Below are 26,419 nucleotides of genomic sequence, written 5' to 3' on the forward strand. Positions count from 1 at the left end.
AAAGTTTAAAATTTGACAAAAAAATATCCTTGTATTTACTGGTATTACAAGGTTTTTTGATTTGTTATTTAGTTTTTTGGTGAAAAACTCGGGAAAACACTTGTTCGGTCAATAGTTTTGTGAAAAAAGATTTCAAATCTCCAGATCTTCTTTATAGCTAGCAAAAAACAGAACTAACGTTTGCATTTATGGAATATTATGTTATAATAAATTAAAAGGAGTTGGGAGGTTTTATAATGGAATTATATGAATTAACTGATAGACAAAAAGATATATTGGAATTTATACAGTCTCAAGTTAGATTAAAAGGATATCCTCCTTCTGTTAGGGAAATAGGTCTGGCCGTTGGTTTAAAATCTAGTTCTACAGTCCATGCCCATCTAGCTAAATTAGAAGAATTAGGATATATTAGACGAGATCCTACAAAACCAAGGGCTATAGAATTACTATATGGCCAAGATGATACTATTATCTCAAGTCCAGGGGTGATTCAAGTTCCAGTAGTAGGAAAAGTAACTGCTGGGTTACCTATACTAGCTCAAGAGAATATTGAAGAATATTTTCCTGTCCCTGAAAATTTCATTAAAGGTTCTTACAAGACCTTTATGTTATCGGTTATTGGTGATAGTATGGTCAATGTTGGAATATTTAATGGTGATCTAGTTCTTGTTCAACAAACTAATCATGCTAATAATGGAGATATTGTTGTAGCTTTAATTGAAGATGAGGCGACAATTAAAAGATTTTATAAAGAAAAAGATTGCATTAGACTGCAACCTGAAAATGAACATTACGATCCTATTTTAGTTAAAAATCCTTTAATATTAGGTAAAGTAATAGGTTTATTTAGGAGTCTTTAGTTACAAAACCTTTGTATTCAAAGGGAAAATTGTATTTTCTATCTTCTACCCAATCCTCTACCATTTTCTTAAAATATTTAATATGATTTAACTCTTCTACCAAAAAATTAGCTAAGTCAATGTAATCATATTCTGCATGAATTAAGTAACTATCTTCCCTGTCATCTACTAATCTTTTTAAAGTCCAATCCCATTGATGTACTTTTATTTCAATGGTGGTTGGATTTTTTAATTTAAATTCTATCTTAATTTTTCTAGTTCTATATGGATTGTTTTTTTCTATGGAGAAACTCTTAACTCGGGTTAATAATTTTTTAGTCAAAATAATCCCTCCTTTATAACATTGTATTCAGGAGGAATTATTTTCTGACATAAAAATCTATAATTTTTAAGAGGCTAATGTTTTCTTATTTAATATTTATTACATTATCAAAGGCTTTCGCTATAGCAATTTTTCCGTGTTGATAAGTTAAAGCTCCTTGTACATAACCTATATACGGCTCTCTAATGGGGGCATCTGCACTTAGCTCTATAGAAGCCCCTTGTATAAAAGTACCTGCTGCCATAATCACAGGGTTTTGATATCCAGGTAACTGGTCCGGAATTGGTGTAGAATAGGAATCAATTGGTGAATTGTGTTGAATTTCTTGACAAAATTTAATTAATTTATCTTCATTATAAAAAATGATAGCTTGCACAATATCTGTTCTCTTAGCATCAAACTTCGGATGAACATCAAAACCTAATTTTTCAGCTAAATATGCTGTTAATATTGAAACTTTTAATGAATCAGCTACTACTTTGGGAGCGATGAATAAACCTTGATAAAATGGTAGGTTGACATTTAAGGTTGCCCCTACTTCTTTGCCTAGACCCGGTGCCGTTAGTTGTTCTGCCACCTTTTTAATTAACTCTTCTTTACCAACAACATATCCCCCAGTATAAGCTAATCCCCCGCCGGGATTTTTAATTAAACTACCGGTAATAATATCTGCACCAACATCAGTTGGCTCCAGTTCTTCAGTAAATTCACCATAACAATTATCAACAAATATAATTATTTCAGAATTAATTCCTTTTACCCTTTGAATTATTTCTGCCATTTCAGCTATAGTAATAGATTTATTTAGGGAGTATCCTTTGGATCTTTGAATAGCAACTACTTTAGTATTAGGTGTAATCTCCTTTGTTATTCCTTCAAAGTCTAGATCACCATTAGGCAAAAAATCTACGTGGCTATATTCAACCCCTTTTGCAATAAGTGATTGAGGATGCTCGATAATCCCTATAGTTTTTTCTAAGGTATCATAAGGTTTACCTGTTACATATAGTAGTTTATCACCGGGATTTAGTAAAGCGAATAAGCATGTTGAGATACAATGGGTTCCAGATACGAATTGTTGCCTAACCAAAGCCCCTTCTGTGTTGAAAATACTGGCATAGACGTTATCTAGACCTTCCCTGCCTAAATCCCCATATCCATATCCGGTACTACCCCAAAGATGACCTTCAGATATTTTATTGTCTTGAAAAGCTTTAAGAACTTTAAATTGATTATTTTCGGCGATTTCATCAATTTTTTTAAAAATATACCTAAGATCTTCTTCACTTTTATTTAGTAATTCCTTTAATTTATTGCTTTGTAAAAGTTCTGTCCAATGTTTCATTTTTTGATTACTACCTCCAAATAATTTATACCTAATTATACCATAATTAGAGTATTGATCACTAGATTATTATGGTTTTTTAAAGAAAATATATTATGGTTCATAATTTTTTTACATATTGGTTGCAAATAGGACATTGGGAAAATATATTTGCCTTCATTCTTAAGACTGTTTTACTTTCTTGATAACCAATTTTTTCACCTTGTGCTTTACCAATCCTTCTACCCAAAGCATAACCTAATAAAAAAATGGTATTAACGCTTATAAAGATTATAATTATCTTTTCGAACATATAACCGCCCCCTGTAAATAAAATATGTTTGGATTACAGAGTATGCAATTACAGACATAAAGGCATACTGATAATCAAAATAGAACAATAAAAGAAGTAAATTAAGAGTTACTATTCCCACTTCTACAAAGCCAAATTTTTTAGCTAGATTATTCCCAAACTCATCGATCTTATAGTCTAATAAATCATCAGAGAGATTGATAAATAACATTAAGATTATATAGTATAAAAAGGTTTTAAATCCGAATACCAAAAAACCGACGATTAAAATTATAATACTTTCAAAAATACCGTTTAGATTAAATATATAATGGATTTTAAATTTATCTACCATTCCTATAGCATATGCTGCCCACAAACAGGCTATCGAAACATTTTTATCAAGGAGTACAGCACAAGTAGTAAGGATTAAATAATAGGGAAAATGTTCAAATTTCCCTTCCCCATCATTGACATCATCCATATATTTTATAACTACACCGATAAACAAGAAAGCTAAAAAGATTTTAAATAAGTTTATTAACATATTTTATCACCTCCCTCATTCCTTCACCCGTTTTTGCTGAAACAGGTAAAACAATAGCCTTTGAAAAATCATTTTTGATTCGGGGAACTGTTAGTTGTCCTCTCTCTATATCAATTTTATTAGCCAAAATTAAATAGTTATTTTGTTGTAAACCAAAATCATAAATTTCTTTATCTATAATACTATCACTTACATAGCAACTACTATCTATTACATGGAAAATGGCAGAAGCTTGCTTAAATTGCTGCAAGGTTTGGGCTATACCCTCCCTTATTGTATCTATGTGATGAATTATAGGTAAAATACCACAAGAGTCCATAACTGATATTTCGATCTTCCCTTTTCCTTTCTTTATAGGAATGGTAAAATCATGGATATTTAATGTATGGTTTGCTTTATCACTGACAAGTAAATTTATTCCTTCATCTATAGACAATTTTTTTTTATATTTATGACCATTATGGTGAATAAAAGTATAAGTCAAATTATCGACATTGAATTGCTTAATTAATTGAATGATAAATAGTGTTTTACCAACATTAGGTTTACCGACAACTAAAATTTTCATTTTAAACCTCCTTCTGTAATATCTTCTTTTTCAATGATCATCAATTTTTCTTTGGTGATATTTCTTTCTTTTAACAATCGGACTGCTTGAAGGCGAATTGCTTTTTCAATGATGTTCCGCACTAATCTAGCATTAGAAAAATTTATAGGATTTTCACTAAAATGTTTTTCTAAAATAGATCTTAGCTTTAATTCTGCATCTTTACTAAATTTATAGTCCCTTTGTTTTAACATTAATTTACCAATTTCTATTAAATCATCTATTTTATAATTCTTAAAGTTAATATGAATAGGAAACCTTGATTTAAGGCCAGGATTTGTTTTTAAAAAATATTCCATTTGTTCTTCATATCCTGCCAATATTAATACAAATTGTTCTTTTTTATCTTCCATTGCTTTTACTAATGTATCAATAGCTTCTTTACCGAAGTCCTTTTCACCCCCTCTTGCTAATGAGTAAGCCTCATCGATGAAAAGTATTCCTCCCATTGCTGAATTGATTTTTTCCCTAGTTTTTTGAGCAGTTTGCCCTATATACTCTCCCACTAAATCTGCCCTTTCTACTTCCACTAGATGTCCTTTATCTAATATTTCTAAGTGCTTAAAAATCTTTCCTAATATTCTCGCTACTGTGGTTTTTCCTGTTCCAGGATTACCTTTAAAAATCATATGTAAAACTATAGGCTGAGTTTGCAAACCTTGTTCTTTTCTTTTTTTTTGTATAGTTATAAAAGCTTCTAATTCTCTGATGAAGTCTTTAATTTCCTCAAGACCTATTAATTCATCTAATTCTTTAGTAGGATCTATAGAAACTAAATCAATTTTGTTACTTTTTTCTCCTTCAGTATCGCCCTTTAATAATCTAATAGCATCGACAGGGTTTAACCTTCCCTTTTTTAATTTTTCAAAGATGTCATCATCTCTCATCTAGTTCCCCTCCCTATGTAAATATATTTATAAAAATTACTATATATAACATAATCAAAAAAGAAAAAGTCTTCCAAAGGAAGACTTAAACAGAAAAAGCGCCTTAACGGCGCTTTTGAGGATTAATTATTACTTGAATTATTTTGGAAATTTAAGTTTAGGTTCTTATGTGGAACAATTGTAGAAACAGCATGTTTATAAATAAGTTGCTGCTTACCATCGTTTTCTAATAGAATTGTGAAACTATCAAAACCTTTGACATAACCTTTTAATTGGATTCCACTAACTAAATATATAGTTACTGGAGCATTATCCTTTCTAATTGAATTTAAGATTAAATCTTGCAAATTAATTCCTTTACTCATGCTTATAACCTCCATATTATGTTTGAATTGATAAATTTATATATTCGCTATAAAATTTGTTTTTCCTTCATCTTTTCCAATATTTTTGTAATAATATCTTCTTTTTTCATTTTAGTTATATCTAACCAATAAATACCTTCCATACCTCTAAACCAAGTAAGTTGTCTTTTAGCATATCGGCGAGTATCCCTCTTCAATATTTCCACCATTTTATCATAATCTAACCTTCCTTCTAGGTATTCAATAACTTGCTTATAGCCTATTCCCTTCATGGAATTTGCTTCTTTAGAAATACCTTTAGCTAACAAAGCCCTAACTTCATCAACTAACCCTTGTTTTAACATAATATCTACCCTATCGTTTACCCTCTTGTATAAAATTTCTCTATCCATAGTTAATCCTATGTATAAGATATTGTTATTAGTATGTTTTTTTTCCTGAAGATTATAAATAGAATTACCTGAAAGCTCATAAACTTCTAGTGCCCTAATAACCCTTTTATAATCATTAGGATGCAATTTTTCATAGGCTATGGGGTCTTTATCTTTTAAAAGGGAATGTAAATACTCCTTCCCCTTATTTATCATAATCTCATAATACTTTTTCCTTACAGCCTCATCTTGTGGTATTTGATTTAAAGTAAAATCCTCCGTTAATGCCCGGATATATAAACCTGTACCGCCAACTACAATAGGTAATTTACCCCGTTCTTTGATCTCCCTAATTGTTTTTTGTGATAAAATTTGATAATCATAAACACTAAATTCTTCATCAGGTTCTATTATATCTATTAAGTGGTGGGGTATACCCTCCATTTCTTCTTTAGTTGGTTTCGCTGTACCTATATCCATCCCTTTATAAATTAGCATAGAATCAGCAGAAATAATTTCATCATTGGTTTGTTTTGCCAACTGGATTGATAGAGCTGTCTTGCCACTGGCAGTAGGTCCTAAAATAACCACATAATTATCTTCCATTTTTTTCCCCCTTTAAAGGCGAATTATTCCATATTTCACATTACTACTTTTTTTAGAAAAGGTTTCGGTGATTCCTAACTGAGAAAAATCGTAGTTACGATTATTTTTTACAATTACGAATTTTTTAGCCACCCTTTTCCCTTCATTGATAGTTTCTTTAGTTAGGGAACACCTCTCAGCAAAAAATCTTAATGGTTGAAGATGGGAGGATTTCTCGATAGGGGTATCAAACATAGGGTCAAAATACACTATATCATAGGAATTACTTTGACAATTACATAAAAATTGAACATAATCTTCATTTAAAGGTTTTATTCTATTGGCAAAACTATTAATTTCTTTCCATTTATTATAATTGCCTTTTAAACCATCGGAAATTATGGCTTTTATTTTTTTCTAAAGAAGTAACCAAACCATTTTCTCCGCTTAAATAGCTCCAAACCAATGAATCAGCTCCAAATCCCATAGTACAATCTAAAATACTAAATCCATTGATATCACCACAGATAGTTGTAAAAATGTCTTCCTTTCCATTAACAATTCCTTTGATCCTTAGCATTGCCATACTAGGATGATAAAATAACTTATGACCTTGATAATGGCATACCAAACCTTCTTTGGTAACTACTAAGTAGGCAGTATTATCTTTAGAGAGATTACCTATTTTATCTCTCGGTATAAAGGGTAAATCTAAAAATTTACTGTAATTTAACCCTTTAGATAACAAATTATCATTTGGTCGTTGGGCGGTAGTTATTATTATATTCAATTACGTCACCCTTTTAAATAATTTTTCAATACTGTATTTATCCAAAGAAACTATTATTGGCCTTCCGTGGGGGCAACTATAAGGATTACTAATTTTCCCTAAATCTTTTACTAATTGCTCCATTTCTATAATACTTAATTTATGGTTTGCTTTGATTGCCCCTTTACAGGAAATTAAAGCTAAGACAGCTTCTTTATACTTTTTAATAGTAGTTATATCATCATTAAAAATTAGTTCTTCTAAAGCATCAAATAATATCTGCAAGGAAACCGTTTTATTAATGAAAAATGGTAAACCCCTTACAATAATATTATTTCCATCAAAGAAATCTAAATCAAAACCTAAACTATTAAAAAGTTCAAGGTTTTCTTGTATTTTTTCCCTGTATCCCCTTTTTAGCTCTAAAGTTACTGGCATTATTTGTTGAATTATTGGTTTTGAGTGCATTTGTGTCAATGCTTTTTCGTAATAGATCTTTTCCTGGGCAGCGTGTTGATCGATTAAATATATTTGTTCACTATCAACGGCAATAATATAAGAGTTAGCATATTGACCTAATATTTTTAAGGTATTAAAAAAAGGATGTAGATATTGCTCTTCTTCAGGAAGATCAAATACTTGCTGTAGAGGTTGTTTTTCTAAAACTTTAAATTCTTTGGTATCCTTAGGTTCATCTTTTAAAGAATTTGGTATGGTATATTTTACTTCAGTTTTTTCTAAAATTAATGTTTCCCTTTTTGGTGGAGTAATATTGAATTGTTTACTTACATTTGTATGTTTAAATTCAGAAATTAGTGGTTTGTTTGTAAGGGCATTTTCTACCCCCTGTTTAACTAGATAAAAAACAGCTTTTTCATCTTTAAATTTAATCTCTTGCTTTGATGGATGGACATTGACATCTAAATCTTCAGGCTGAATTTCGATATTTAAAATTCCTTGAGGATAACGTCCTATAGGAATAAGGGTATTATAACCCGTTTCTAAAGCTTTGGCCAACATTAGTGATTTAACAATTCTGTTATTGATAAAAAACATTTGACCACTTCTAGAGCTTTTTGTTAATACAGGCTTAATTATTAATCCTGTGACTTTCATATTTTCATATGAGAAATTTACTTCTAAAGAATTTTCTGCAGTTTCCCAGCCCATTACCTCAGACAAACAATGTTTAAGATCTCCATCACCACTGGATTTAAGAAGGAGTTTATTATTATGGGTAAGTTGAAAAGAGATATGGGGATGGGACATAATAAATCTTCCTACTAAATCAGTTATATAACTTAATTCTGTTGCATTGGTTTTTAAAAATTTTTTCCGTGCAGGGGTGTTATAAAATAAATCTTCTACAATAATTCTAGTACCTAGATTAGCAGGGGCTACATCAAATAGTTGTTCCTTACCCCCTTCTATAACGTATTTTATACCAAAATCCTCTCCAACTGTTCTTGTAATTAGTGTAACTTTAGAAACCGCTGCAATGGATGGAAGGGCTTCTCCCCTAAATCCTAAAGAAGAAATCTTTTCTAAATCTTTTTCATCTTTAATTTTACTAGTTGCATGTCTTAAAAAGGCAACTGGAACATCATCTTTATGAATACCAACTCCATTATCTATAACTTCAATTTTTTCTTTACCAGCATCGACAAGGTTAATAGTAATATTAGTACTTTTACCATCGATAGAATTTTCGATTAGTTCTTTTACTATAGAGGCAGGTCTTTCAACAACTTCCCCAGCAGCAATTTTATTAGCTGTTTGAGGGGGAAGAATGTAAATTTTATTCACTGACCACTACCTCCTTTCCAACTTCTTTTTAATTGAAGATAAAAACATCATTGCTTCTATAGGAGTAATATTGTTTAAATCTAAGTCTTTTAATTCTTCTATGATTACTAGATAATCTTCAAAGGCATGGCTAAACAAATCTTCATCCTTTGTAGTAGCAACTTGATTATTGGAATCATATCCATTTTCTAGCTGGTGTAAAATTTCCTTTGCCCTCCGAATTACCTGGGAAGGTACCCCAGCTAACTTTGCTACTTGAATTCCATAGCTCTTATCACTTCCACCAGGGATTATTGAATGAAGAAAAGTAATTTGATCATTTTCTTCCTTTACAGCAATGGAATAATTTTTAATACCACTGTATTTTTCTTCTAAAGAAGTTAATTGATGATAATGGGTAGCAAATAGTGTTTTAGCCCCTAAGATATCTGGATTGAGGATATATTCCACTGCTCCTTGGGCTATACTCATACCATCAAAGGTACTAGTGCCCCTACCAACTTCATCTAAAATAATTAGACTCTTTTTAGTGGCATTTTTGAGGATATTGGCTAATTCATTCATTTCAACCATAAATGTACTTTGTCCTGATGATAAATCATCACTGGCACCAACTCTAGTAAAAATACGATCGACAATACCTATTTTAGCAGACTTTGCTGGAACGAATGAACCAATTTGGGCCATTAAAGTTATTAATGCCACTTGCCGCATATAGGTAGATTTACCTGCCATATTAGGCCCTGTAATGATTAGCATTCTATTTTCTCTACAATCCATTAATGTATCATTAGATATAAAATTTTCTTTTGCTATCATTTGTTCAATAACAGGATGTCTACCAGCTTTTATTATTATTTCATCAGATGTATCTACAATTGGTTTTGTGTAATTATTTTCAGAAGCGATAATTGCAAAGGTACAATAACAATCTAATTCTGCAATTATCTCACTGTTTTTCTGAATTTCATTTATTTTATCTAAAGCTGCCTGTCGAATATCACAAAATAAGTTATACTCTAGTTGGATTATTTTATCAGCAGCACCTAATATTAGTTCTTCATATTCTTTAAGTTCAGCAGTGAAATACCGTTCAGCATTGGCTAAGGTTTGTTTTCTTTGAAAAGATTCTGGAACAAGGTGGGTATTTGTCCTTGTTACTTCTATATAGTAACCAAAGACTTTATTATACCCTATTTTTAGTGTTTTTATACCTGTTTCAGACTTTAATTTATGTTCATATTCCCCTAACCATTTACGGCCATTTTCCGCTGTGTATTTTAACTTATCTAACTCTTCATTAAAACCCTTTTTAATGATACCTCCTTCTTTAACATGGGTAGGAGGATTGTCTACAATTCCTTTATCAATTATATCTACTAAATCATCTAATAAAACAATTTTATTTGCTAAATCATTTAAAGAAGGATGATCTAATTGGAGAAGGCTGTCTTTTATTAACGGTAATTTACTTAAAGATGTTTTAAGGGCTACCAAATCCTTAGGATTCACTGTATTGTATACTATTTTTGTACCTATCCGTTCTAAATCATAAATGGAGTCTATTAACTTAGATAGCTTTTCAGTAGTATACAAATTGTTATATAATTTTTCAACTATATCTAATCGGTAATTGATTTTGTCTTGCTGTAAGAGAGGATTTAATATCCACTGTTTTAGTTTACGGCCTCCCATAGGTGATTTAGTTTTATCTAATACCCATAACAGGGAGCCTTCCTTTTTATTATCTTTAATGGTTGTAGTTATTTCTAGATTTCTAATGGTACTGTAATCTAAGGCCATGTATTCTTGAGAATTGATAAAATAGATATGATTAATGTGTTTTAATTGGCTTTTTTGAGTATCCATTATATAAGATAATAAAAGTTCAACAGCCTTAAGGGCTATTGGGTAATTGTTAACATTGCTCAATAGTTGGTTAAATTGAGTTAAATTTTCCTTTTTTATCTCATAAATTGAGATATTAGCATTTAATAAGTTGAGTTTCTCTAAAAAAGGATTATCATCAAAAACTATAATTTCTGCCGGGTTGTATTTGACTAATAAAGAAAAAATTCCATTTAAGTCTATTTTTCCCTCAGTAAAAAAAAATTCTCCTGTAGAGTTGTCTAGTAGGCTTAAACCATACTTATTTGAATAAGTACTTATAGAACAAATAAAATTATTATCTTTAGATTCTAGTAAATTTTCATCAGTTACTGTACCAGGGGTAATCACCCTAACAACTTCCCGTTTTACTATCCCTTTACATTCTTTAGGATCTTCAACTTGTTCACAAATAGCCACTTTAAAGCCTTTTTTTATCAGCTTTCCAAGATATGAATCCAATGAATGATATGGTACACCTGCTAATGGAATGTTCTTATCCCCATCCCTGGCAGTTAAAGCGATTTCTAATGCTTTTGCTCCAATTACAGCATCTTCAAAAAACATTTCATAAAAATCCCCAACCCTAAAAAGAAGGAGACAGTCTTTATATTGTTCTTTTATATCTATATATTGTTGAATCATTGGTGTTAATTTTGCCATTTTCTAACCCCCTTACACAATCAATATTATAACATATTCCTGATGTTTTGAAGGTTAAATTTTTAAAAAAAATCAGAGGGGTTATTCCTCTGATAGTAACTCACCTATAAGGGACCAGGTTTGAGCTTGTTTTATTTTAACAGGAACAATTTGACCTGTTAAATCTTTATCCTTTGGTGCAGGGAAATTGACTAATTTATTTGTCGTTGTACGACCACTTAGGTAATCTTTATTTGTTTTACTTACTCCTTCAACTAAAATAGGATATACTTTACCTACGATGGAGAGATTTTTTTCTTTAGAAATTTCATTTTGTAATTCTATTAAACGTGTTAATCGACTACTTTTTTCTTCTTTAGATACTTGGTTTTCCATTTTTGCAGCGGGAGTTCCTGCCCTAGGAGAATAGGCGAATGTAAAGGCAGAGTCATACTTGACTTTTTTAACTAAATCTAAAGTTTGTTGGAAATCTTCTTCTGTCTCTCCAGGAAAACCAACGATTAAATCAGTAGTGATGGAGTATTCAGGAAATTTACTCTCTATCTTTTGTACTAATTCTAAATATTGCTCTCTAGTATATCCCCTATTCATAGCTTTTAAAATTTTATTACTTCCCGCTTGTACCGGTAGATGGAAATGGTTACATACCTTTTTACTTTGGGCTATTACGTCTATAAGTTTATCAGTAAAATCCCTAGGGTGAGATGTGGTATAGCGAATTCTTTCGATACCATCTATTTTATCTAACTCTGATAAAAGATCAGCAAAATCATAGGATGTATCAAAATCCTTTCCATAACTATTAACATTTTGTCCTAATAGAGTAATTTCTTTAAAACCTTGTTTTGCTAATCCTTGTACTTCTTTAATAATATCTTCAGGTTTTCTACTCCTTTCCCTTCCCCTTACATAAGGTACTATACAGTAGGTACAGAAGTTATTACAACCAAGGGTAATGGTTACCCAAGCAGAAATACCTTCATTCCGGTGTTGGGGTAGACCTTCCACTACTTCCCCTTCCCTTTCCCAAATTTCAAAGACCCTTTCATTATTCAGCAAGATTTTTTTGATCATTTCTGGCAATTGATGAACATTGTGGGTACCGAATAATAAATCTACATGGGGAAAATTAGCTTTTATTTTTTTTGCTACTTCCTCTTGTTGAGACATACATCCACAAATACCAATAATTAAATCTGGGTTTTGATCCTTTAGTCTTTTTAAAGTACCGATCTTACCAAAAATCTTCTGTTCAGCTTTATCTCTAATGGTACAAGTATTTATGAGAATAATATCAGCCTCTTCTTCATTGGCGGTAGGGGTATACCCCATTTGTACCAACATACCTGCTAAAATTTCGCTATCATGAACATTCATTTGACAGCCATAAGTATGGATTATGAAATGTTTATTTTGCATTTCCATTATTGCTCCTCCTGATATTATGTAATTCAATCGAAGATATTATAACATAATTTACCTCGTAATAAAAGTCGAAGAAAAAATAAAGTAGGCATTATGCCTACTTTATTGTAGCTCTTTCAATTAGTTCTTTTACAATTTGAATCCATTTTTCAGATGAGCTAGTTGCTCCAGTATATGTTTCTACATCATAGCTATTTGCTTCAAGCATTGCTGCAGCAACTGCTTCCCTAGCTTCATGATATGGTTGCCAATTATAATCTTCAGGTTTTTGTTCAAAACCATTTTCAACAGCTCTCATATCATAAAGGTTTACTTCAACTAGTTTTCCACCTTCAATTTTAATTTCTGCTACAGAATAACCTCTTTCGGTAATTTCAGATCTTCCAAGGTAAGTACCGTCGATTAAACCAGGTGTAGCATCAACTTTAGCTTTTAATAAAGCACGTTCAACAGCTTGTTTAGCTTTGTTAGAAGTGCTTGTTGCACCTGAGAAGGCATCAATATCTGTACCATTTGCTTCAACAAAAGCATTTTCTAAGTATTTATGAACTTGTGCAAGTAAACCAATTTCAAATGCACCTTCTCTACCATAAGTTTCTGGATCTTTTTCGATGGCATTTCCTTGATATTCAGTAAGTTTTACGGATTTGATTTGATCATTTTCAATGGTTACTTCTGCCTTTACATAACCTCTGTTATTATCAGAGTATCCTACAAAAGTACCATTTTTGTAAACATAATTTGGCTCTTCATTTGGTTGTTCTTCTGTTTTTGATGAACAACCAGCAAAAATAGTTAATGCCATCACTGAAACTAACATTAAAACTAAAAACTTTTTCACTTTTTATACCTCCCTATTATTATATTGATTATTAGAAAGGGAAAATCCCCTATCCACAAGTGATAGTGAAAACTTTATCTATGTACTAGATATTCTTTCTGAATTTATTATAACATATTCTTATACCTATAAAAAGCTCTTTTTCTGGTAAATATGATCAATTACAAGGATTTTTCTTCCTTTTTCTTCTTTTTTCAGCTAATTAATAAGTTTTTACATATTTGAGGAAATTGCATATTTAAGAAATCAAAAACAAAATATCTAGATATAGTATTATAGAAAAATAATAAACACAATATATTGATAAATTTAATCTAGAAATTTAATTATGCAATTTCCTCATTTAATAATAAATTATTTGTTTTATACAAAAAATAAAGATGTAGGGAAGGCGATAGCAATTCCTTAAGGAAAATATATCTTTTTTGCGAGTCTTACCTACAAATTTAAAGATAGTAGGTTTTTTAACCTACTATCTTTACTTTATCACCATTAGCTAAACCTGCTGCATTAGCCTCATCTGTATCGATATGAAATTCTAAAGCAAAGGATTCATGTACTCTAACAAGGACATTTTTAAAAATTACTCCTCTTTCACCATCAGCTTCTACTTGTACCAATTGTTTATCTATTAAACCAAGCTCTTCAGCATCAGTTGTATGCATATGGATATGTCTTTGAGCTAGAATAGCACCTTCTTTAAGTTCTACTTTTCCCTTAGGTCCAATTATTGTTATTGGTGAAGAATTAGCCAAAGCTCCAGAATCTCTAACAGGAGGTTTAATTCCAAGTACATAACTATCAGTTCTAGAAATCTCTACCTGGGTTTGTTTTCTTGCAGGACCTAATACCCTAACTTTTTCTATAGAACCTTTTGGCCCTTGAAGGGTAACAGTTTCTTCTGCTGCATATTGACCTGGTTGTGAAAGGTCTTTTAGTGGCTTTAATTCATAACCTTGGCCAAATAATGTATAGATATCTTCTTGTGACAAATGAAGGTGCCTGTTAGATACACCAACAGGAATTAGTTTAGACATTACAATTCCTCCCTTGAAATAGATATTTTCTACATATATTATTACATGAAACAGTTATCCTTGCAAGGATTATTACAGATTTTTTATTTTAATCTCCACCATCTTCGTTACTTTCATCATCATTATCTACTTCTTGGGTATTGTTTTCCCCTTCTGTACTTTTTATTCCAATATAAACAATTTCTTTTACTGGTCGGTAAGTATCTGTTGATAATAATTCTTTTCTGGTAATACCATTATGATCAGTAATAAGTTTATATGTCGTTACTTTATATCCCACTTGCCCTTTTTGAATGACCTTCTTTTCTCCACTCTTCATATTGGATTTTTCTATTTTTTCAATTTGATATGGAATTATTTCTTCGATAGTTTCAAATTCTATTTGGGGAAAATGGGGTTTATAACTATAAAAATCTACTATTAAATGGGTAGAAGTTGTTATAGTATTGATTATTATCCCATAATCGGTATTATTTCTAAACCTTAGATCTAAGTATGGATAGCTTATTGTGGCATCTAACCCTTTTGGTAAATAACTTACCGGCCGACCATGATTACGCCTTTGTAAAATTTCTAAATTTGCTTTTAATGCTCCTACATAGATGGTAGACGAAACTTGACAAATACCACCACCTATGCCAGGGACAAATTGACCATCAACTATGATAGTTGCTTCTTTATAGCCTCCTGCTTCGTCAGCAGGTCCTACTAGTTTATTAAAAGAAAATTCTTCACCAGGGAATAACAAAATGTTTTGGATTTTTTCTGCCGCTAATTTAATATTATGCAACCTATTTTCAGAAGAATCACCATAGTATGTTTCTATTGAAAATAGATGGTCTTTAACTTTTAAGCTTTCTAGTTGGCTAGTAGTAACTTGTGGTTTAAGGGGTTTATATATTATCTTTCCTTTGTATTTTCCTTCACTAATATTTTGATAAATTTCTTCAATAGTTTCCTCAATATTGATGGACTTTCCTTCTTGATGTGGTATAATATTTACCTTTTTGTCTGATGTAATAAAAAATTCGGCATTTTTCGGAAAAATTTCTACTTCACCTTGTATTTTATCAATAAAATTTAATAAATTTTTACTAAGGGTAAATTCAACATTATAATATCGGGGAGAATTCCTCATAAAAAATCCTTTGATAAAATTGTTTTTTTTCTGTTCATTTAAAATAGTTGTTAATGTTTCTTCTATCTTAAAATACACTATTTCTTCCATTGGCAATTCCCATTCTTTATCATTATTTTTCAAGATAAAGCTACCCTTTGTGTTTAACCCAATATTTAAAATTATAGCAGCTTCCTCTAAAGACAAATTTCCTATTGGCAATTCGTTAACATAGGTTTCTGGGTAAAATGTATTATTAAATCTTTGGTTATCAAGATATAAATATATCATTGAACTAATCAGTATCAAAACCAGTATAGAAGTTAATATAACTAGTTTTTTCTTTTTCAATGAAAACACCTCCTTCAGTAATATATTGAAGGAGGTTAATAATTAGACTATAAACTAATTCTTTTTCTTTTAACTTCTAATAAAGTGCTTTTTAAGAGGTTTATAGAAGCTAAATCAGGTTGAAAAACAAATTCTATTATCTCTTTATTATGTAGATTTCCTAAAATTTTAGCTAATTTCATTTTCTTCCCTGGAGAAGTGATAAAATATTTGTATTTTTGTAAAACCTTTTCAAGGGTTTGATCATCGATCTCCTTTGTTAGAAATTCAGTTAATTGTAAATGGTTAATTCCAGCACTTTGTAGACTAGACTTAATTTTATTGGCAAAGGTTTCAGAATGGCAGATTAAAGCTACATTTTGTTCTGCAGGCAATCTAGCTATTTTTACAATTGTTTCCAACTGAGGTGAAAGGGCTATTGGAATTAATTCTGTATTATGAGGAATGGGGAGATTCTTAATTTGTTCAAAATGGAAAAATGTTGTAACTATTATATCAGCTTTTTCACTAATAACAGAATATTGACTGGGATTATTTAAAATTTCATCTAATAATATTGGTTCTACTAAAATAGACAAAGCTTGAGATAATTGTTTTGAAATATACTCTACTTGCTCTTTATTACATTCTATAAAAAATACCTTGACAGAATTGAGAATATCCTTTTTTTCTCGGGCTCTGACATACATTATAGCTAGAATTTCATCTATTTTAAAACCTAAAGATAGTCCTTCATCGAGGCATAAATCAACAATTTTCATTAATCGTTCTTTTCTACTTTCTTTCTTTAATGCTTCATCGGCTTCCGCCACAAAGGTTCCCCGGCCCTGTTGACAAAACAAAATACCCTCACTTACCAGTTCTTGATAAGCTACACTTATTGTATTTCTACTGACATTTAATTCTTTAGACAACTCTCTTTCTGTAGGGATTTTCATACCATGTTTCCAAATACCTTCATTTATTAATCTTTTAATATTATCTTTAACCTGGACATAGAGTGGAATTTTACTATCTTTATCAAGATAAAAATTAGACATTATTTCTCCCCTCCCATTCTTTATATATCTTTTTAAAATTAGATATATATTCTTTAGGTATTTTTACTGTACCAAGTAGCAGTTCCTTACCCTTACCAATGCCATGACAATCTGATCCTCCGGTAACAATTAGGTTATATTGAAGGGCTTTATTTAGATAATAGTTACTATCTTCTTCTGTGTGTTCACTATGAAAAACTTCTAAACCATCTAAATGGGGTAATAGTTCATTGACAATATCCTCATCTTTTACTAGTCTAGGATGTGCCAAAACTGCAATTCCATTGGCATTACGTATTAACTTAATGGCATCATAAGGAGAAAGTTTAAATCTTTCAACATAAGCGGGTTTCCCTTGATCTATATATTCATCAAAAATTTCCGCAACTGTTTTACCATACCCCTTTTTTATCATAGCTAGTGCTATATGGGGCCTTCCTATGGATTCACCTTTACTTTGTTCCAATACCTCTTCAAAGGTTATTGGTATATTTAAATTATTTAACTTTGTAATAATTTTTTTGACCCTATTAACCCTCTCATTTCTCAAGTATTCTATGGTTTCTATAAGATTATCATTAAAAATATCGATAAAATATCCAAGTATATGAACTTCTTTCTTTTTGTATTCTGTGTTTATTTCAATTCCAGGTACTAATTTGATCTCCTTGCCTTTTACTAATTCTATGGCTTCTTGAACTCCTGAAACTGTGTCATGATCTGTAATGGAAATAATTTCTAAATTTAAACTTTCGGCAATTTCTATAATTTTTTTAATAGACATTGTACCATCAGAATGCAATGAATGTATGTGCAGATCCAAAGTTTATTCCTCCTTAAAATAGCGGGATAAGAAATTATAAAAGTTGCTATAAAATACTTTTTCAATATCTTTTAGGGAAAAACCCCTTTCTTTCATTCTTTGCAATATTTTAGATAAATCCCTAACATCTCTGATTCCATGAGGTAAAATATCGACACCATCAAAATCACTACCTAAACCTACATATTCTATACCAACTAAATCTCCTATATAACTGATATGGTCGATAATATGATCAATACTAGCTTCTTCTGGCTGATCTGTTAAGTGATATGGAACAAAGTTTACGCCAATTAATCCTCCAGTTTTTGCTATTTCTTTTATTTGATCATCAGATAAATTTCTTTGATGGTTACACAGTTTCTTTACATTAGAATGTGATGCTAGTATTGGGTGAGAAAAATGTTCGATACAATCCCAAAAACCCTTTACTGAAATATGGGATACATCCAAAATCATTCCCAGTTCAGACATTCTCTTTACGACTTCCTTACCAAAGATTGTTAATCCACCACCCCTTGGTTCTCCAATACCATCACATAACAAATTACTGTAATTCCAAGTTAATCCTATAGCCCTAACTCCAAGTTGATAAAAAATGTCGATTAAATGGAGATTTCTATTGAAAACTTCTCCACCTTCTAAACTAATTACTGCCCCTACTTTACCGGGAGTTAAGTTACTCAAAGTACTTTTATTTATCACTAGAAATAATCTATCATCTGAATTTATACTCTGTAGTAGTTTACTTACCATAGTTAAGCCTTTTTCCAATGCTTGATTTAAATAATGGGGGTCTATATATATTGCAAAAAATTGTAAAAGAACATTAGCAGATATAAGTCTTTCAAGATCTATATGGCCCATATTATTTTTTTTATGAAAATTATAATCTTTATTGTCAAATAATAACAAAGTATCACAATGACCGTCAATTATTTTAAGATCTTCCAATTTAATTCTCTCCCTTTTTTAGTTATTATTGCCTAAATATTAACTATTGAATAATAAAATTATAAAACCTGTTTACGGAGAGTGTAAACAGGTTCTCTTAGTTTACCTAGGTTCAACTATCAATTTGATAGCTGTTCTTTCTTCACCGTCAATCTGAATATCAGTGAATGCTGGTATACAGATTAGGTCAACTCCACTAGGTGCAACAAATCCTCTAGCAATTGCTACAGCTTTAATAGCTTGATTTAGCGCGCCAGCTCCTATGGCTTGTAGCTCTGCGCCTCCCCTTTCTCTGAGTACTCCTGCTAGAGCACCGGCTACTGAATTAGGATTTGATTTTGCTGATACTTTTAATACTTCCATTACTGATTACCCCCTCAAATATAGAGTATTTTGTATTTTCCCTTTATATATATTCTACATAAAAATAAAAATACCTTCTTTTTTTAGAAAAAATTTCTATAATTTAATTAATAATTTTTATAGGGGTAATGATTTTTTCCTCTAAATCAAGGAAAACTCCATTTAATTGATTGGGTCCTTTTTCTAATACAGAAAATTTTGATGGCATTTTAGTGATAAATTTTTTTATAACTTCTTCTTTTTCAACTCCTAATATTCCATCATAGGGACCAGTCATACCGACATCGGTTATGTATAAAGTTCCTTTATTTAGAACTCTATGATCTGCAGTTTGTACATGGGTGTGGGTACCTAATACTGCACTTACTCTACCATCTAAATACCAACCCATTGCTAGTTTTTCAGAGGTAGCTTCTCCGTGAAAATCAACAATTATATAATCTGAACTGGTAGTTGCTAAAATATTATCAATTGTTTTAAAAGGACAATTAAGGTTATCTAAATAAACTGTACCAGATAGATTAATAATCAGCACTTTTTTATTATTAATAGTAACTGTAGTAAACCCCTTTCCAGGACAAAAATCAGGATAATTTGCAGGTCTTACAATCCTCAAATCATTTTCTAAAAGGGGATATATTTCCTTTTTATCCCAAACATGATTTCCCATTGTTATAATATCAATTCCACTTTCAAAAAGCTCATCTGCAATTTTAGGAGTTAATCCTTTACCTCCCGCTGCATTTTCTCCATTAGCAATAATTAAATCTGGTCTATATTCTTCTATTAAAGTTGCTAGACTTTCCTGTAAAATTTTTCTACCTGGACTTCCTACAATATCACCAATAAAAATAACTTTCATTTTTCCCTCCGAATTAAAGAAAATATTAATAAAAATATTATGGCCAATTTTTAAAAAAATAAAGGGAATTTCTCCCTTTATTTTGCATATTCTACAACTCTAGTTTCCCTTATTACTGTAACTTTTATTTGACCTGGATATTCCAGTTCATTTTCGATCTTTTTAGTTATTTCTCTAGCAATGTTTACTGCTAAAGTGTCATCAATTTTATCTGGTTTTACCATGATTCTAATTTCACGACCTGCCTGTATAGCAAAGGATTTTTCTACACCATCGAAAGATTCTGCAATTTCCTCCAATTTTTGTAAACGTTTAATATAGTTTTCCAATGTTTCCCTTCTCGCTCCAGGACGGGCAGCAGAAATAGCGTCAGCAGCTTGTACAATAACCGCTTCAATAGTTTGGGGTTCTTCATCACCATGATGGGCAGCAATACAATGAATAACTTCAGGACTTTCTTTATATTTTTTGGCAAGTTCTGCACCAATAGCCACATGAGGTCCTTCAACTTCATGATCCACTGCCTTGCCAATATCATGTAATAGTCCACCTCTTTTAGCTAATTTAACATCGGCATTTAGTTCAGCAGCCATTACACCAGCTAAATGGGCTACTTCTAAAGAGTGTTTTAAAACGTTTTGACCATAACTAGTTCTAAATTTTAAGCGTCCTAATAGTTTTATGAGTTCTGGATGGATTCCATGAATACCAGCTTCAAAGGTTGCTTGTTCTCCTTCTTCACGGATCTGAGCTTCCACCTCTTTTTGTGCTTTAGCTACCATTTCTTCTATGCGACCAGGATGAATCCTTCCATCAACAATTAGCTTTTCTAAAGCAATCCTTGCAATTTCCCTCCGTATAGGATCAAAACCAGATAAAATAACAGCTTCAGGTGTATCATCGATAATTAAATCAATACCAGTTAGTGTTTCTAAAGCCCGAATATTTCTACCTTCTCTACCAATAATTCTACCTTTCATTTCATCATTAGGTAGTGGAACAACTGAAACCGTTGATTCAGCCACATGATCTGCTGCACAGCGTTGAATAGCTAATGAAATAATATTTCTAGCTTTCTTTTCCGCTTCTTCTTTAGCTTGTTCCTCTACTTCTTTAATCATCATGGCCATTTCATGTTGAATTTCTTTTTTAACATTAGAAAGTAAAATTTCTTTAGCTTCAGATGTCGTTAATGCGGAAATTCTTTCAAGCTCTTTAATTTGTTGAAGTTGTATATCTTCCAAACTTCTTTGTAACTCAGCAATTTCCATTTCTTTCTTATTCAAATTTTCTTCTTTTTTCTCTAGATTTTCAATTTTCTTATCTAGAGTTTCTTCTTTTTGAATTATTCTCTTTTCAAGCCTTTGAATTTCCAATCTTCTTTCTTTACTTTCTTTTTCAAATTCACTTCTTAATTTAAGAATATCTTCTTTAGCTTCAAGTATTATTTCCCGTTTTTTACCTTCAGCTTCTTTTTTAGCTTCTTCAATTATTCTTAGAGCTTCCTGTTCTGCTGAAGATATTTTAGCTTCAGCTATCAATTTTCTGATTATATAACCAATACCTAGGGCCGCGACCCCTACTGAGATTGTTACTATAATTTGAGTAGTTTGGTTAATTGTGTTCACCTCCTTTATAATATAAAAAAATTAACCGAGTAGCCCCAGTTAAATAGGATAATAACTAATATATTATTAATTAAAATATCCAATTTTCTTTTATATATAAAAGCACAGGGCTACTGTTTTTTTTCTTAATTTTATACATTAATATTGTATATTTTTTGAAATACCATGTCAAGTTGATGTTTAATATTTATCCATGAAATTCCATTAGGCAATTAATCCTAAATTTATTCTTCTTCCTTTAAATTATTGATTACCTTTGATACAACTTCCATTGGAAAACCCTTACGCAATAAAAAAGCATAGGTTTTCCTTAATGAATTTATATCTTTTTTCCCTTTAAGTTTTTTCTTACCTTGCTCTAAAGCAATTGAATAATAATCAGTCTTTTCTTTTTGTTCTATTTGATGATATTTTTCTTTACTTATTCCCTTTTGTTGTAAAATATACTGTATTTTAATTGGACCATTTCCTTTACTTTTAGTTTGATTTTTATGAAAGTTAGCTATATAGTCCATATCGTTAATATAATTGTATTCCTTTAGTTTATCGATAACTGCAGTAATTATTTCATCATCAAATCCCTTTTTTTCAAGATATTTCTGTATTTCATATTCAGTTCTACCTCTATAAGATAAGTACTTTAATGCTAAGGACATCCCTTTTTCTAACATAGTAAATCAATCCTTCATATTAAATAACCAGGCCTTTAAGCCTGGTCTACTTCTACCGATGAGGTAGGTGATTGTAAATTATAATATTCTCTAATTTTATCCTCTATTTTTTTACAGATTTCAGGGTTGTCTTTTAAAAATTGTTTAGCATTTTCCCTACCTTGTCCTAATCTTTCATTTTCAAAGGAATACCAAGCTCCACTTTTTGTAATTATATCTATGTTAGCACCGATATCTAAGATACAACCTTCCTTAGATATTCCTTCACCATACATAATATCAAATTCTGCTGATTTAAATGGAGGGGCTATTTTATTTTTTACTACTTTAATCTTTGTTCTACTTCCAACCATATCTTGGCCTTGTTTTAAAGTATCTGTTTTTCTAACATCTAGCCTTACTGAGGCATAAAATTTAAGGGCTCGTCCACCAGGTGTTGTTTCAGGGCTGCCGAACATTACACCAACTTTTTCCCTAAGCTGGTTTATAAAAATAGCAATGGTCCTAGATTTACTAATAGCCCCTGATAGTTTTCTTAATGCCTGGCTCATTAAGCGGGCTTGTAATCCCACATGGGAATCTCCCATTTCACCTTCTATTTCAGCTTTTGGTACTAATGCTGCAACAGAATCGATAACGATTATATCAATGGCACCACTTCGCACTAAAGCTTCAGCTATTTCTAAAGCTTGTTCACCAGTATCAGGTTGTGATACATAAAGCTCTTCTATGTTTACCCCTAATTTTTGAGCATAGACAGGATCTAAAGCATGTTCTGCATCGATGAAAGCAGCAGTGCCACCAAGTTTTTGAGCTTCTGCTATAGCGTGAAGGGCTACAGTAGTTTTACCAGATGATTCAGGTCCAAAGATTTCAATAATTCTTCCCCTTGGAAAACCACCTGTTCCTAAAGCTATGTCTAAATCTAAACATCCTGTAGATATTGTAGAAACTGCTAAAGTTGTGTTTTCACCTAATTTCATTATAGAACCTTTACCAAATTGTTTTTCAATTTGATGTAAGGCCATTTCTAAAGCTTTTTTCTTTTCCATATGTAAACCTCCCCCGGAGCAATTATTTAATATAATTATAGAACATTTATTCGGTGTATGCAAGTTATTCTGTAAAATATTTTTTATTCTATAATACTATTTTCCATATCCCCTTCTGTTTGAATTTCATAACCTTCTTCATTATGAATAATCAACTTTCTTTCTAAAATAAAACCAGAACTTAAGTTATAAACTTTTATAATATCTACAGCTGCTAAATATAGAGTTTCATTTTCATTTATTTTAAGATGCATTAATACAACACTATAAGGTACCTCTTCTCTAGCAAGAAGTCCCCTAATACCTGCTGCTCCAGATGTTCCTGGATTAATAATTATTGAACCATTTTTTTCATAGATATTTATAGAATGGGTATGTCCTTGGAGTAATACTGGATATTTTCCCGCCAATTCTTCAGAAATAATGGGATGATGAGAAACTACAAAAAAGGGATTTAAATTACTTTCCTCAATAGTTTTCTCCAACATTTGCACCCGCTCTAAATAAACTTCTTTAGGTGGAACTGCCATAGCTGTAGTTTCTGAAGCAGGATCAGCGATACCAGCTATTGTTACTCCAGCAATTTGGATAACGTCATTTATGAGTACGAAAACATTATCTATAGACTCCATAGTTTCAATAATAGCAGGTGAGTCGTGGTTGCCTGGTATAAAAATATAAGGAACATTTATTGTCTCCAATTTCCGTAACAATTCCCCTTCAAGGGGAGTGCCATAATCGCTAATATCTCCTGTATCTATAACTAAATCTACAGCGAAATTTTCAACTATTTGTTTAATAAAATCATAGGCTACAGGATGATTATGAATATCTGATACATGCAAGACTTTAATATCTCCATCAACGGCCCCTAGAGGTTGTAAATATTGAATCCTTTCAAATAATCTATATAAATTTACTATTAACAAATCCATTTGTTCACTAAAATCTTCTAACTTTTCTAAACTTTCTTCCAAAAGACCAAATATCCAAGGAGCCATTTGAAGAACTCCTTCAAATTCTGGATTTATGAAAAAAGCCGTTTCATCATATGAAGAAAAAGCTGAAAGGAGAATAATTGCAAATATCATTATACCTATTGTTCCCCCTAATAAAATATCTTTAGGTCTTTTATAAAACAAGAAAGTTAAGAAACTACCCCCTATAAAAGTAAGAAGAAAATTACGGACTATAAAAACCCTTATTCTCCCTGATAAAATATTGATTATGGAACTTAAAATTTCCTCTTGTTTTTCTCCTAAGGATAGTTCTTCTAACAAATTAAGATTTACATTAGTTAGTGTAATAATAAACTTTAAAGGAGGATTATGGGTTTCAGCCCTTACAATTCCTAATGGTGGTAAGTATATTTCAGTTAATCCTTTATTAAAAAAATCTAATTTGACATCCAGTTCAAAGGCTAAAACTTTAAAAGAAGTATTGCTAAAAAAAGAAATAAATAGAATTGATCCTATTAAGGCTAAAATAAATATATGGAGGTATTTATTCCCTAATAATTTAAGTAATTTGTTTTTCATGGACACATCTCCCTAAGTAAAAGTCGAAGTTGATGTAATGCTGTCATAACACACCTTTCTTTAATATTTTCCCTTGTGCCGTAATAATTAAACTTTTTAGTTATAGATTTATAATTATTAACTGTAGATATATATATTTCCCCTACTTCTACCCCCGAGGGTACAGTTGGACCTAAAGCACCTGTAATAGCTAACCCTATATCAGTCCCAGTTTTTTCAAGAATTGTTTTCGCAAGCTTTTCTGTTAAGTAGTAGTCAATACCACTATTGGGAATATCTGCTATATTACAACTTAAGAACTCACTTTTACTTTTTAATGTATATAATACTTGACTTTGATCTAATACCATTGAACTCCCCGGTATATCAGTTATAGCAGATGCAATAGCTCCCCCGGTACAAGATTCTACAAGACTTAAAGATAATTTATTATCAATCATTGTTTCTACAATCAGTTGGTCTAGTTGGTCATCATCATAACCCCAAATATGATCCTTTAATCTTTGCTGAATTATTTTAACTACTTTCTCTAAATCGGAAAAATTCTTTTTTGTAGTTACCCTTATGTGGACACCATCAACTTTTGCTAATGGAGCAATTGTTGGATCACTTTGATTTTCTAACAAGTCATCTATCAATTTAACTAATCCAGATTCCCCTATACCGTAAGTTTTGATTATTTTTGAAGTTAGCTGGCTATCGGAATAATTTATTAATAGATTTTCTACTGAATTTAAAAACATTGGTTGTAATTCTTTAGGAGGACCTGGTAGTAAAAAAATATGTTTTTTATTAAATTGAAGGTAAATACCAGGAGCAGTTCCATTAGGATTAGGTAAAATCTTTGCCCCTTTAGGTATGAGGGCTTGTTTGATATTATTTCTAGGCATATAGATGCCTCGTTTTTCAAATTTCCTTTTGATTTCTTGATAACATGGGTAATTGAGAATTAGAGGTATTTTTAAGGTTTTTGCTACTACTTCTTTAGTTAAATCATCCTTTGTTGGGCCTAAACCTCCAGTTAAAATAATTAGATTAGATCTTTTTAAAGCGGTTTTCAGGATAGTAGTCAATCTCTCACTATTATCACCTACTACCGTTTGATAATATAAATCAATACCTAAATTAGCTAATCTTTCACTTATAAACTTTGCATTAGTATTTATAATATCTCCCAACAATAATTCAGTACCAACATTTATAATTTCTCCAACCATTATTTACACCTCCCCTATTTATATTCTACGTCCTTTTTTTAAATCCTCTATTATATAATATGTATAAAAAAAGCCATAATCTATGAAAATTATGGCTCAGGTTGTAGACAAAGTCATTTTTTAAAGGCTGTGGTAATTAAACAATCTTACAAAGTTCTGCGTCGAGATTTAAGGCTTCTATCTAAAAGGAAGAAGGGTACCGCTCTAATTCGCCG

At 31.0% G+C, this 26,419-nt stretch carries 25 protein-coding genes and 1 pseudogene; 1 reads left to right on the forward strand and 25 read right to left on the reverse strand.

Annotated features, from left to right (window positions below; genetic code table 11):
- The first annotated feature begins 236 nt into the window (after nucleotides 1–236).
- Nucleotides 237–860, forward strand: coding sequence for a transcriptional repressor LexA (gene lexA, locus BMX60_RS03345; RefSeq protein ID WP_091349153.1), 624 nt, complete (start codon nucleotides 237–239; stop codon nucleotides 858–860).
- Here lexA and BMX60_RS03350 read toward each other — a convergent pair.
- The 25 genes and pseudogenes from BMX60_RS03350 to BMX60_RS03475 form a co-directional block, all read right to left on the reverse strand.
- Complete coding sequence (locus BMX60_RS03350; protein WP_091349156.1) at nucleotides 847–1,182, reverse strand: hypothetical protein; 336 nt, start codon at nucleotides 1,180–1,182, stop codon at nucleotides 847–849. The two genes, lexA and BMX60_RS03350, sit on opposite strands and share 14 nt — an antisense overlap.
- Before the next feature lie 85 nt (nucleotides 1,183–1,267).
- Nucleotides 1,268–2,527, reverse strand: a complete 1,260-nt coding sequence (locus BMX60_RS03355) for a methionine gamma-lyase family protein (RefSeq protein WP_091349157.1) — start codon at nucleotides 2,525–2,527, stop codon at nucleotides 1,268–1,270.
- Between the two features lie 254 nt (nucleotides 2,528–2,781).
- Nucleotides 2,782–3,345 carry a hypothetical protein gene (locus tag BMX60_RS03365; RefSeq protein WP_091349161.1) on the reverse strand — a complete coding sequence of 188 codons (564 nt, stop codon included), beginning with the start codon at nucleotides 3,343–3,345 and terminating at the stop codon, nucleotides 2,782–2,784.
- Nucleotides 3,326–3,913 (reverse strand): GTPase domain-containing protein, encoded by a 588-nt coding sequence (locus BMX60_RS03370; RefSeq protein ID WP_091349164.1) that lies wholly within the window; start codon nucleotides 3,911–3,913, stop codon nucleotides 3,326–3,328. The genes BMX60_RS03365 and BMX60_RS03370 overlap by 20 nt, the downstream gene beginning before the upstream one ends.
- Nucleotides 3,910–4,839, reverse strand: a complete 930-nt coding sequence (spoVK, locus tag BMX60_RS03375; protein ID WP_091349166.1) for a stage V sporulation protein K — start codon at nucleotides 4,837–4,839, stop codon at nucleotides 3,910–3,912. The genes BMX60_RS03370 and spoVK overlap by 4 nt, the downstream gene beginning before the upstream one ends.
- Nucleotides 4,840–4,961: 122 nt before the next feature.
- Nucleotides 4,962–5,204, reverse strand: coding sequence for an RNA chaperone Hfq (gene hfq, locus BMX60_RS03380; RefSeq protein ID WP_091349168.1), 243 nt, complete (start codon nucleotides 5,202–5,204; stop codon nucleotides 4,962–4,964).
- A gap of 47 nt (nucleotides 5,205–5,251) precedes the next feature.
- The gene (gene miaA, locus BMX60_RS03385) at nucleotides 5,252–6,181 is read right to left on the reverse strand and encodes a tRNA (adenosine(37)-N6)-dimethylallyltransferase MiaA (protein WP_091349171.1); all 930 of its coding nucleotides are present in this window, start codon (nucleotides 6,179–6,181) and stop codon (nucleotides 5,252–5,254) included.
- 153 nt (nucleotides 6,182–6,334) lie between these two features.
- A pseudogene (locus BMX60_RS12455) lies at nucleotides 6,335–6,571 on the reverse strand (class I SAM-dependent methyltransferase); the annotation flags it as partial.
- The gene (locus tag BMX60_RS03395) at nucleotides 6,531–6,950 is read right to left on the reverse strand and encodes a hypothetical protein (RefSeq protein WP_091349177.1); all 420 of its coding nucleotides are present in this window, start codon (nucleotides 6,948–6,950) and stop codon (nucleotides 6,531–6,533) included. The gene BMX60_RS03395 and the pseudogene BMX60_RS12455, both read right to left, overlap by 41 nt.
- Entirely contained in the window at nucleotides 6,951–8,735 is a 1,785-nt protein-coding gene (mutL, locus tag BMX60_RS03400) for a DNA mismatch repair endonuclease MutL (RefSeq protein WP_091349179.1), read from the reverse strand. It abuts the gene before it with no gap.
- Between the two features lie 6 nt (nucleotides 8,736–8,741).
- A complete protein-coding gene (gene mutS, locus BMX60_RS03405; RefSeq protein WP_091349182.1) occupies nucleotides 8,742–11,285 on the reverse strand; it encodes a DNA mismatch repair protein MutS in 2,544 nt (847 codons plus the stop codon).
- Between the two features lie 81 nt (nucleotides 11,286–11,366).
- Nucleotides 11,367–12,710 (reverse strand): tRNA (N6-isopentenyl adenosine(37)-C2)-methylthiotransferase MiaB, encoded by a 1,344-nt coding sequence (gene miaB / locus BMX60_RS03410; protein ID WP_207648383.1) that lies wholly within the window; start codon nucleotides 12,708–12,710, stop codon nucleotides 11,367–11,369.
- 97 nt (nucleotides 12,711–12,807) lie between these two features.
- Nucleotides 12,808–13,530 carry an FMN-binding protein gene (locus BMX60_RS03415; RefSeq protein ID WP_143055893.1) on the reverse strand — a complete coding sequence of 241 codons (723 nt, stop codon included), beginning with the start codon at nucleotides 13,528–13,530 and terminating at the stop codon, nucleotides 12,808–12,810.
- 485 nt (nucleotides 13,531–14,015) lie between these two features.
- On the reverse strand, nucleotides 14,016–14,588 hold the full coding sequence (gene pduL / locus BMX60_RS03420; RefSeq protein ID WP_091349186.1) for a phosphate propanoyltransferase: 573 nt from the start codon (nucleotides 14,586–14,588) through the stop codon (nucleotides 14,016–14,018).
- Between the two features lie 88 nt (nucleotides 14,589–14,676).
- Nucleotides 14,677–16,056, reverse strand: coding sequence for a VanW family protein (locus BMX60_RS03425; protein ID WP_091349188.1), 1,380 nt, complete (start codon nucleotides 16,054–16,056; stop codon nucleotides 14,677–14,679).
- Between the two features lie 47 nt (nucleotides 16,057–16,103).
- The gene (locus BMX60_RS03430) at nucleotides 16,104–17,096 is read right to left on the reverse strand and encodes a GntR family transcriptional regulator (RefSeq protein ID WP_091349190.1); all 993 of its coding nucleotides are present in this window, start codon (nucleotides 17,094–17,096) and stop codon (nucleotides 16,104–16,106) included.
- Entirely contained in the window at nucleotides 17,089–17,919 is an 831-nt protein-coding gene (locus BMX60_RS03435) for a PHP domain-containing protein (protein WP_207648384.1), read from the reverse strand. The genes BMX60_RS03430 and BMX60_RS03435 overlap by 8 nt, the downstream gene beginning before the upstream one ends.
- A 3-nt stretch (nucleotides 17,920–17,922) precedes the next feature.
- A complete protein-coding gene (locus BMX60_RS03440; RefSeq protein ID WP_177159679.1) occupies nucleotides 17,923–18,873 on the reverse strand; it encodes a dipeptidase in 951 nt (316 codons plus the stop codon).
- A gap of 102 nt (nucleotides 18,874–18,975) precedes the next feature.
- Nucleotides 18,976–19,236, reverse strand: a complete 261-nt coding sequence (gene spoVS, locus BMX60_RS03445) for a stage V sporulation protein SpoVS (RefSeq protein WP_072905217.1) — start codon at nucleotides 19,234–19,236, stop codon at nucleotides 18,976–18,978.
- A 103-nt stretch (nucleotides 19,237–19,339) separates the two neighbouring features.
- Nucleotides 19,340–20,098 (reverse strand): TIGR00282 family metallophosphoesterase, encoded by a 759-nt coding sequence (locus tag BMX60_RS03450; RefSeq protein WP_091349195.1) that lies wholly within the window; start codon nucleotides 20,096–20,098, stop codon nucleotides 19,340–19,342.
- A 77-nt stretch (nucleotides 20,099–20,175) separates the two neighbouring features.
- Nucleotides 20,176–21,717, reverse strand: coding sequence for a ribonuclease Y (gene rny / locus BMX60_RS03455; RefSeq protein ID WP_091349309.1), 1,542 nt, complete (start codon nucleotides 21,715–21,717; stop codon nucleotides 20,176–20,178).
- Nucleotides 21,718–21,950: 233 nt separating this feature from the next.
- Nucleotides 21,951–22,397, reverse strand: a complete 447-nt coding sequence (locus BMX60_RS03460) for a regulatory protein RecX (RefSeq protein ID WP_091349198.1) — start codon at nucleotides 22,395–22,397, stop codon at nucleotides 21,951–21,953.
- A 35-nt stretch (nucleotides 22,398–22,432) separates the two neighbouring features.
- A complete protein-coding gene (recA, locus tag BMX60_RS03465) occupies nucleotides 22,433–23,449 on the reverse strand; it encodes a recombinase RecA (RefSeq protein WP_091349201.1) in 1,017 nt (338 codons plus the stop codon).
- Nucleotides 23,450–23,532: 83 nt separating this feature from the next.
- Nucleotides 23,533–24,987: a metallophosphoesterase family protein gene (locus BMX60_RS03470; protein ID WP_091349203.1), complete on the reverse strand. Its 1,455-nt coding sequence runs from the start codon at nucleotides 24,985–24,987 to the stop codon at nucleotides 23,533–23,535.
- Nucleotides 24,984–26,204: a competence/damage-inducible protein A gene (locus BMX60_RS03475; RefSeq protein ID WP_091349205.1), complete on the reverse strand. Its 1,221-nt coding sequence runs from the start codon at nucleotides 26,202–26,204 to the stop codon at nucleotides 24,984–24,986. The genes BMX60_RS03470 and BMX60_RS03475 overlap by 4 nt, the downstream gene beginning before the upstream one ends.
- Between the last annotated feature and the right edge of the window lie 215 nt (nucleotides 26,205–26,419).

The sequence above is a fragment of the Anaerobranca gottschalkii DSM 13577 genome, assembly GCF_900111575.1.
Lineage (GTDB): Bacteria > Bacillota > Proteinivoracia > Proteinivoracales > Proteinivoracaceae > Anaerobranca > Anaerobranca gottschalkii.

What these genes read in the sequence shown, in the direction of transcription:
- spoVK (WP_091349166.1), bottom strand. Translation starts at nt 4,839, where the DNA reads ATGAGAGATGATGACATCTTTGAAAAATTAAAAAAGGGAAGGTTAAAC.
- BMX60_RS03365 (WP_091349161.1), bottom strand. Translation starts at nt 3,345, where the DNA reads ATGTTAATAAACTTATTTAAAATCTTTTTAGCTTTCTTGTTTATCGGT.
- miaB (WP_207648383.1), bottom strand. Translation starts at nt 12,710, where the DNA reads ATGGAAATGCAAAATAAACATTTCATAATCCATACTTATGGCTGTCAA.
- lexA (WP_091349153.1), top strand. Translation starts at nt 237, where the DNA reads ATGGAATTATATGAATTAACTGATAGACAAAAAGATATATTGGAATTT.
- BMX60_RS03470 (WP_091349203.1), bottom strand. Translation starts at nt 24,987, where the DNA reads ATGAAAAACAAATTACTTAAATTATTAGGGAATAAATACCTCCATATA.
- BMX60_RS03430 (WP_091349190.1), bottom strand. Translation starts at nt 17,096, where the DNA reads ATGTCTAATTTTTATCTTGATAAAGATAGTAAAATTCCACTCTATGTC.
- hfq (WP_091349168.1), bottom strand. Translation starts at nt 5,204, where the DNA reads ATGAGTAAAGGAATTAATTTGCAAGATTTAATCTTAAATTCAATTAGA.
- recA (WP_091349201.1), bottom strand. Translation starts at nt 23,449, where the DNA reads ATGGAAAAGAAAAAAGCTTTAGAAATGGCCTTACATCAAATTGAAAAA.
- BMX60_RS03475 (WP_091349205.1), bottom strand. Translation starts at nt 26,204, where the DNA reads ATGGTTGGAGAAATTATAAATGTTGGTACTGAATTATTGTTGGGAGAT.
- pduL (WP_091349186.1), bottom strand. Translation starts at nt 14,588, where the DNA reads ATGTCTAAACTAATTCCTGTTGGTGTATCTAACAGGCACCTTCATTTG.
- mutS (WP_091349182.1), bottom strand. Translation starts at nt 11,285, where the DNA reads ATGGCAAAATTAACACCAATGATTCAACAATATATAGATATAAAAGAA.
- BMX60_RS03355 (WP_091349157.1), bottom strand. Translation starts at nt 2,527, where the DNA reads ATGAAACATTGGACAGAACTTTTACAAAGCAATAAATTAAAGGAATTA.
- BMX60_RS03370 (WP_091349164.1), bottom strand. Translation starts at nt 3,913, where the DNA reads ATGAAAATTTTAGTTGTCGGTAAACCTAATGTTGGTAAAACACTATTT.
- BMX60_RS03460 (WP_091349198.1), bottom strand. Translation starts at nt 22,397, where the DNA reads ATGTTAGAAAAAGGGATGTCCTTAGCATTAAAGTACTTATCTTATAGA.
- spoVS (WP_072905217.1), bottom strand. Translation starts at nt 19,236, where the DNA reads ATGGAAGTATTAAAAGTATCAGCAAAATCAAATCCTAATTCAGTAGCC.
- BMX60_RS03450 (WP_091349195.1), bottom strand. Translation starts at nt 20,098, where the DNA reads ATGAAAGTTATTTTTATTGGTGATATTGTAGGAAGTCCAGGTAGAAAA.
- miaA (WP_091349171.1), bottom strand. Translation starts at nt 6,181, where the DNA reads ATGGAAGATAATTATGTGGTTATTTTAGGACCTACTGCCAGTGGCAAG.
- BMX60_RS03415 (WP_143055893.1), bottom strand. Translation starts at nt 13,530, where the DNA reads ATGTTAGTTTCAGTGATGGCATTAACTATTTTTGCTGGTTGTTCATCA.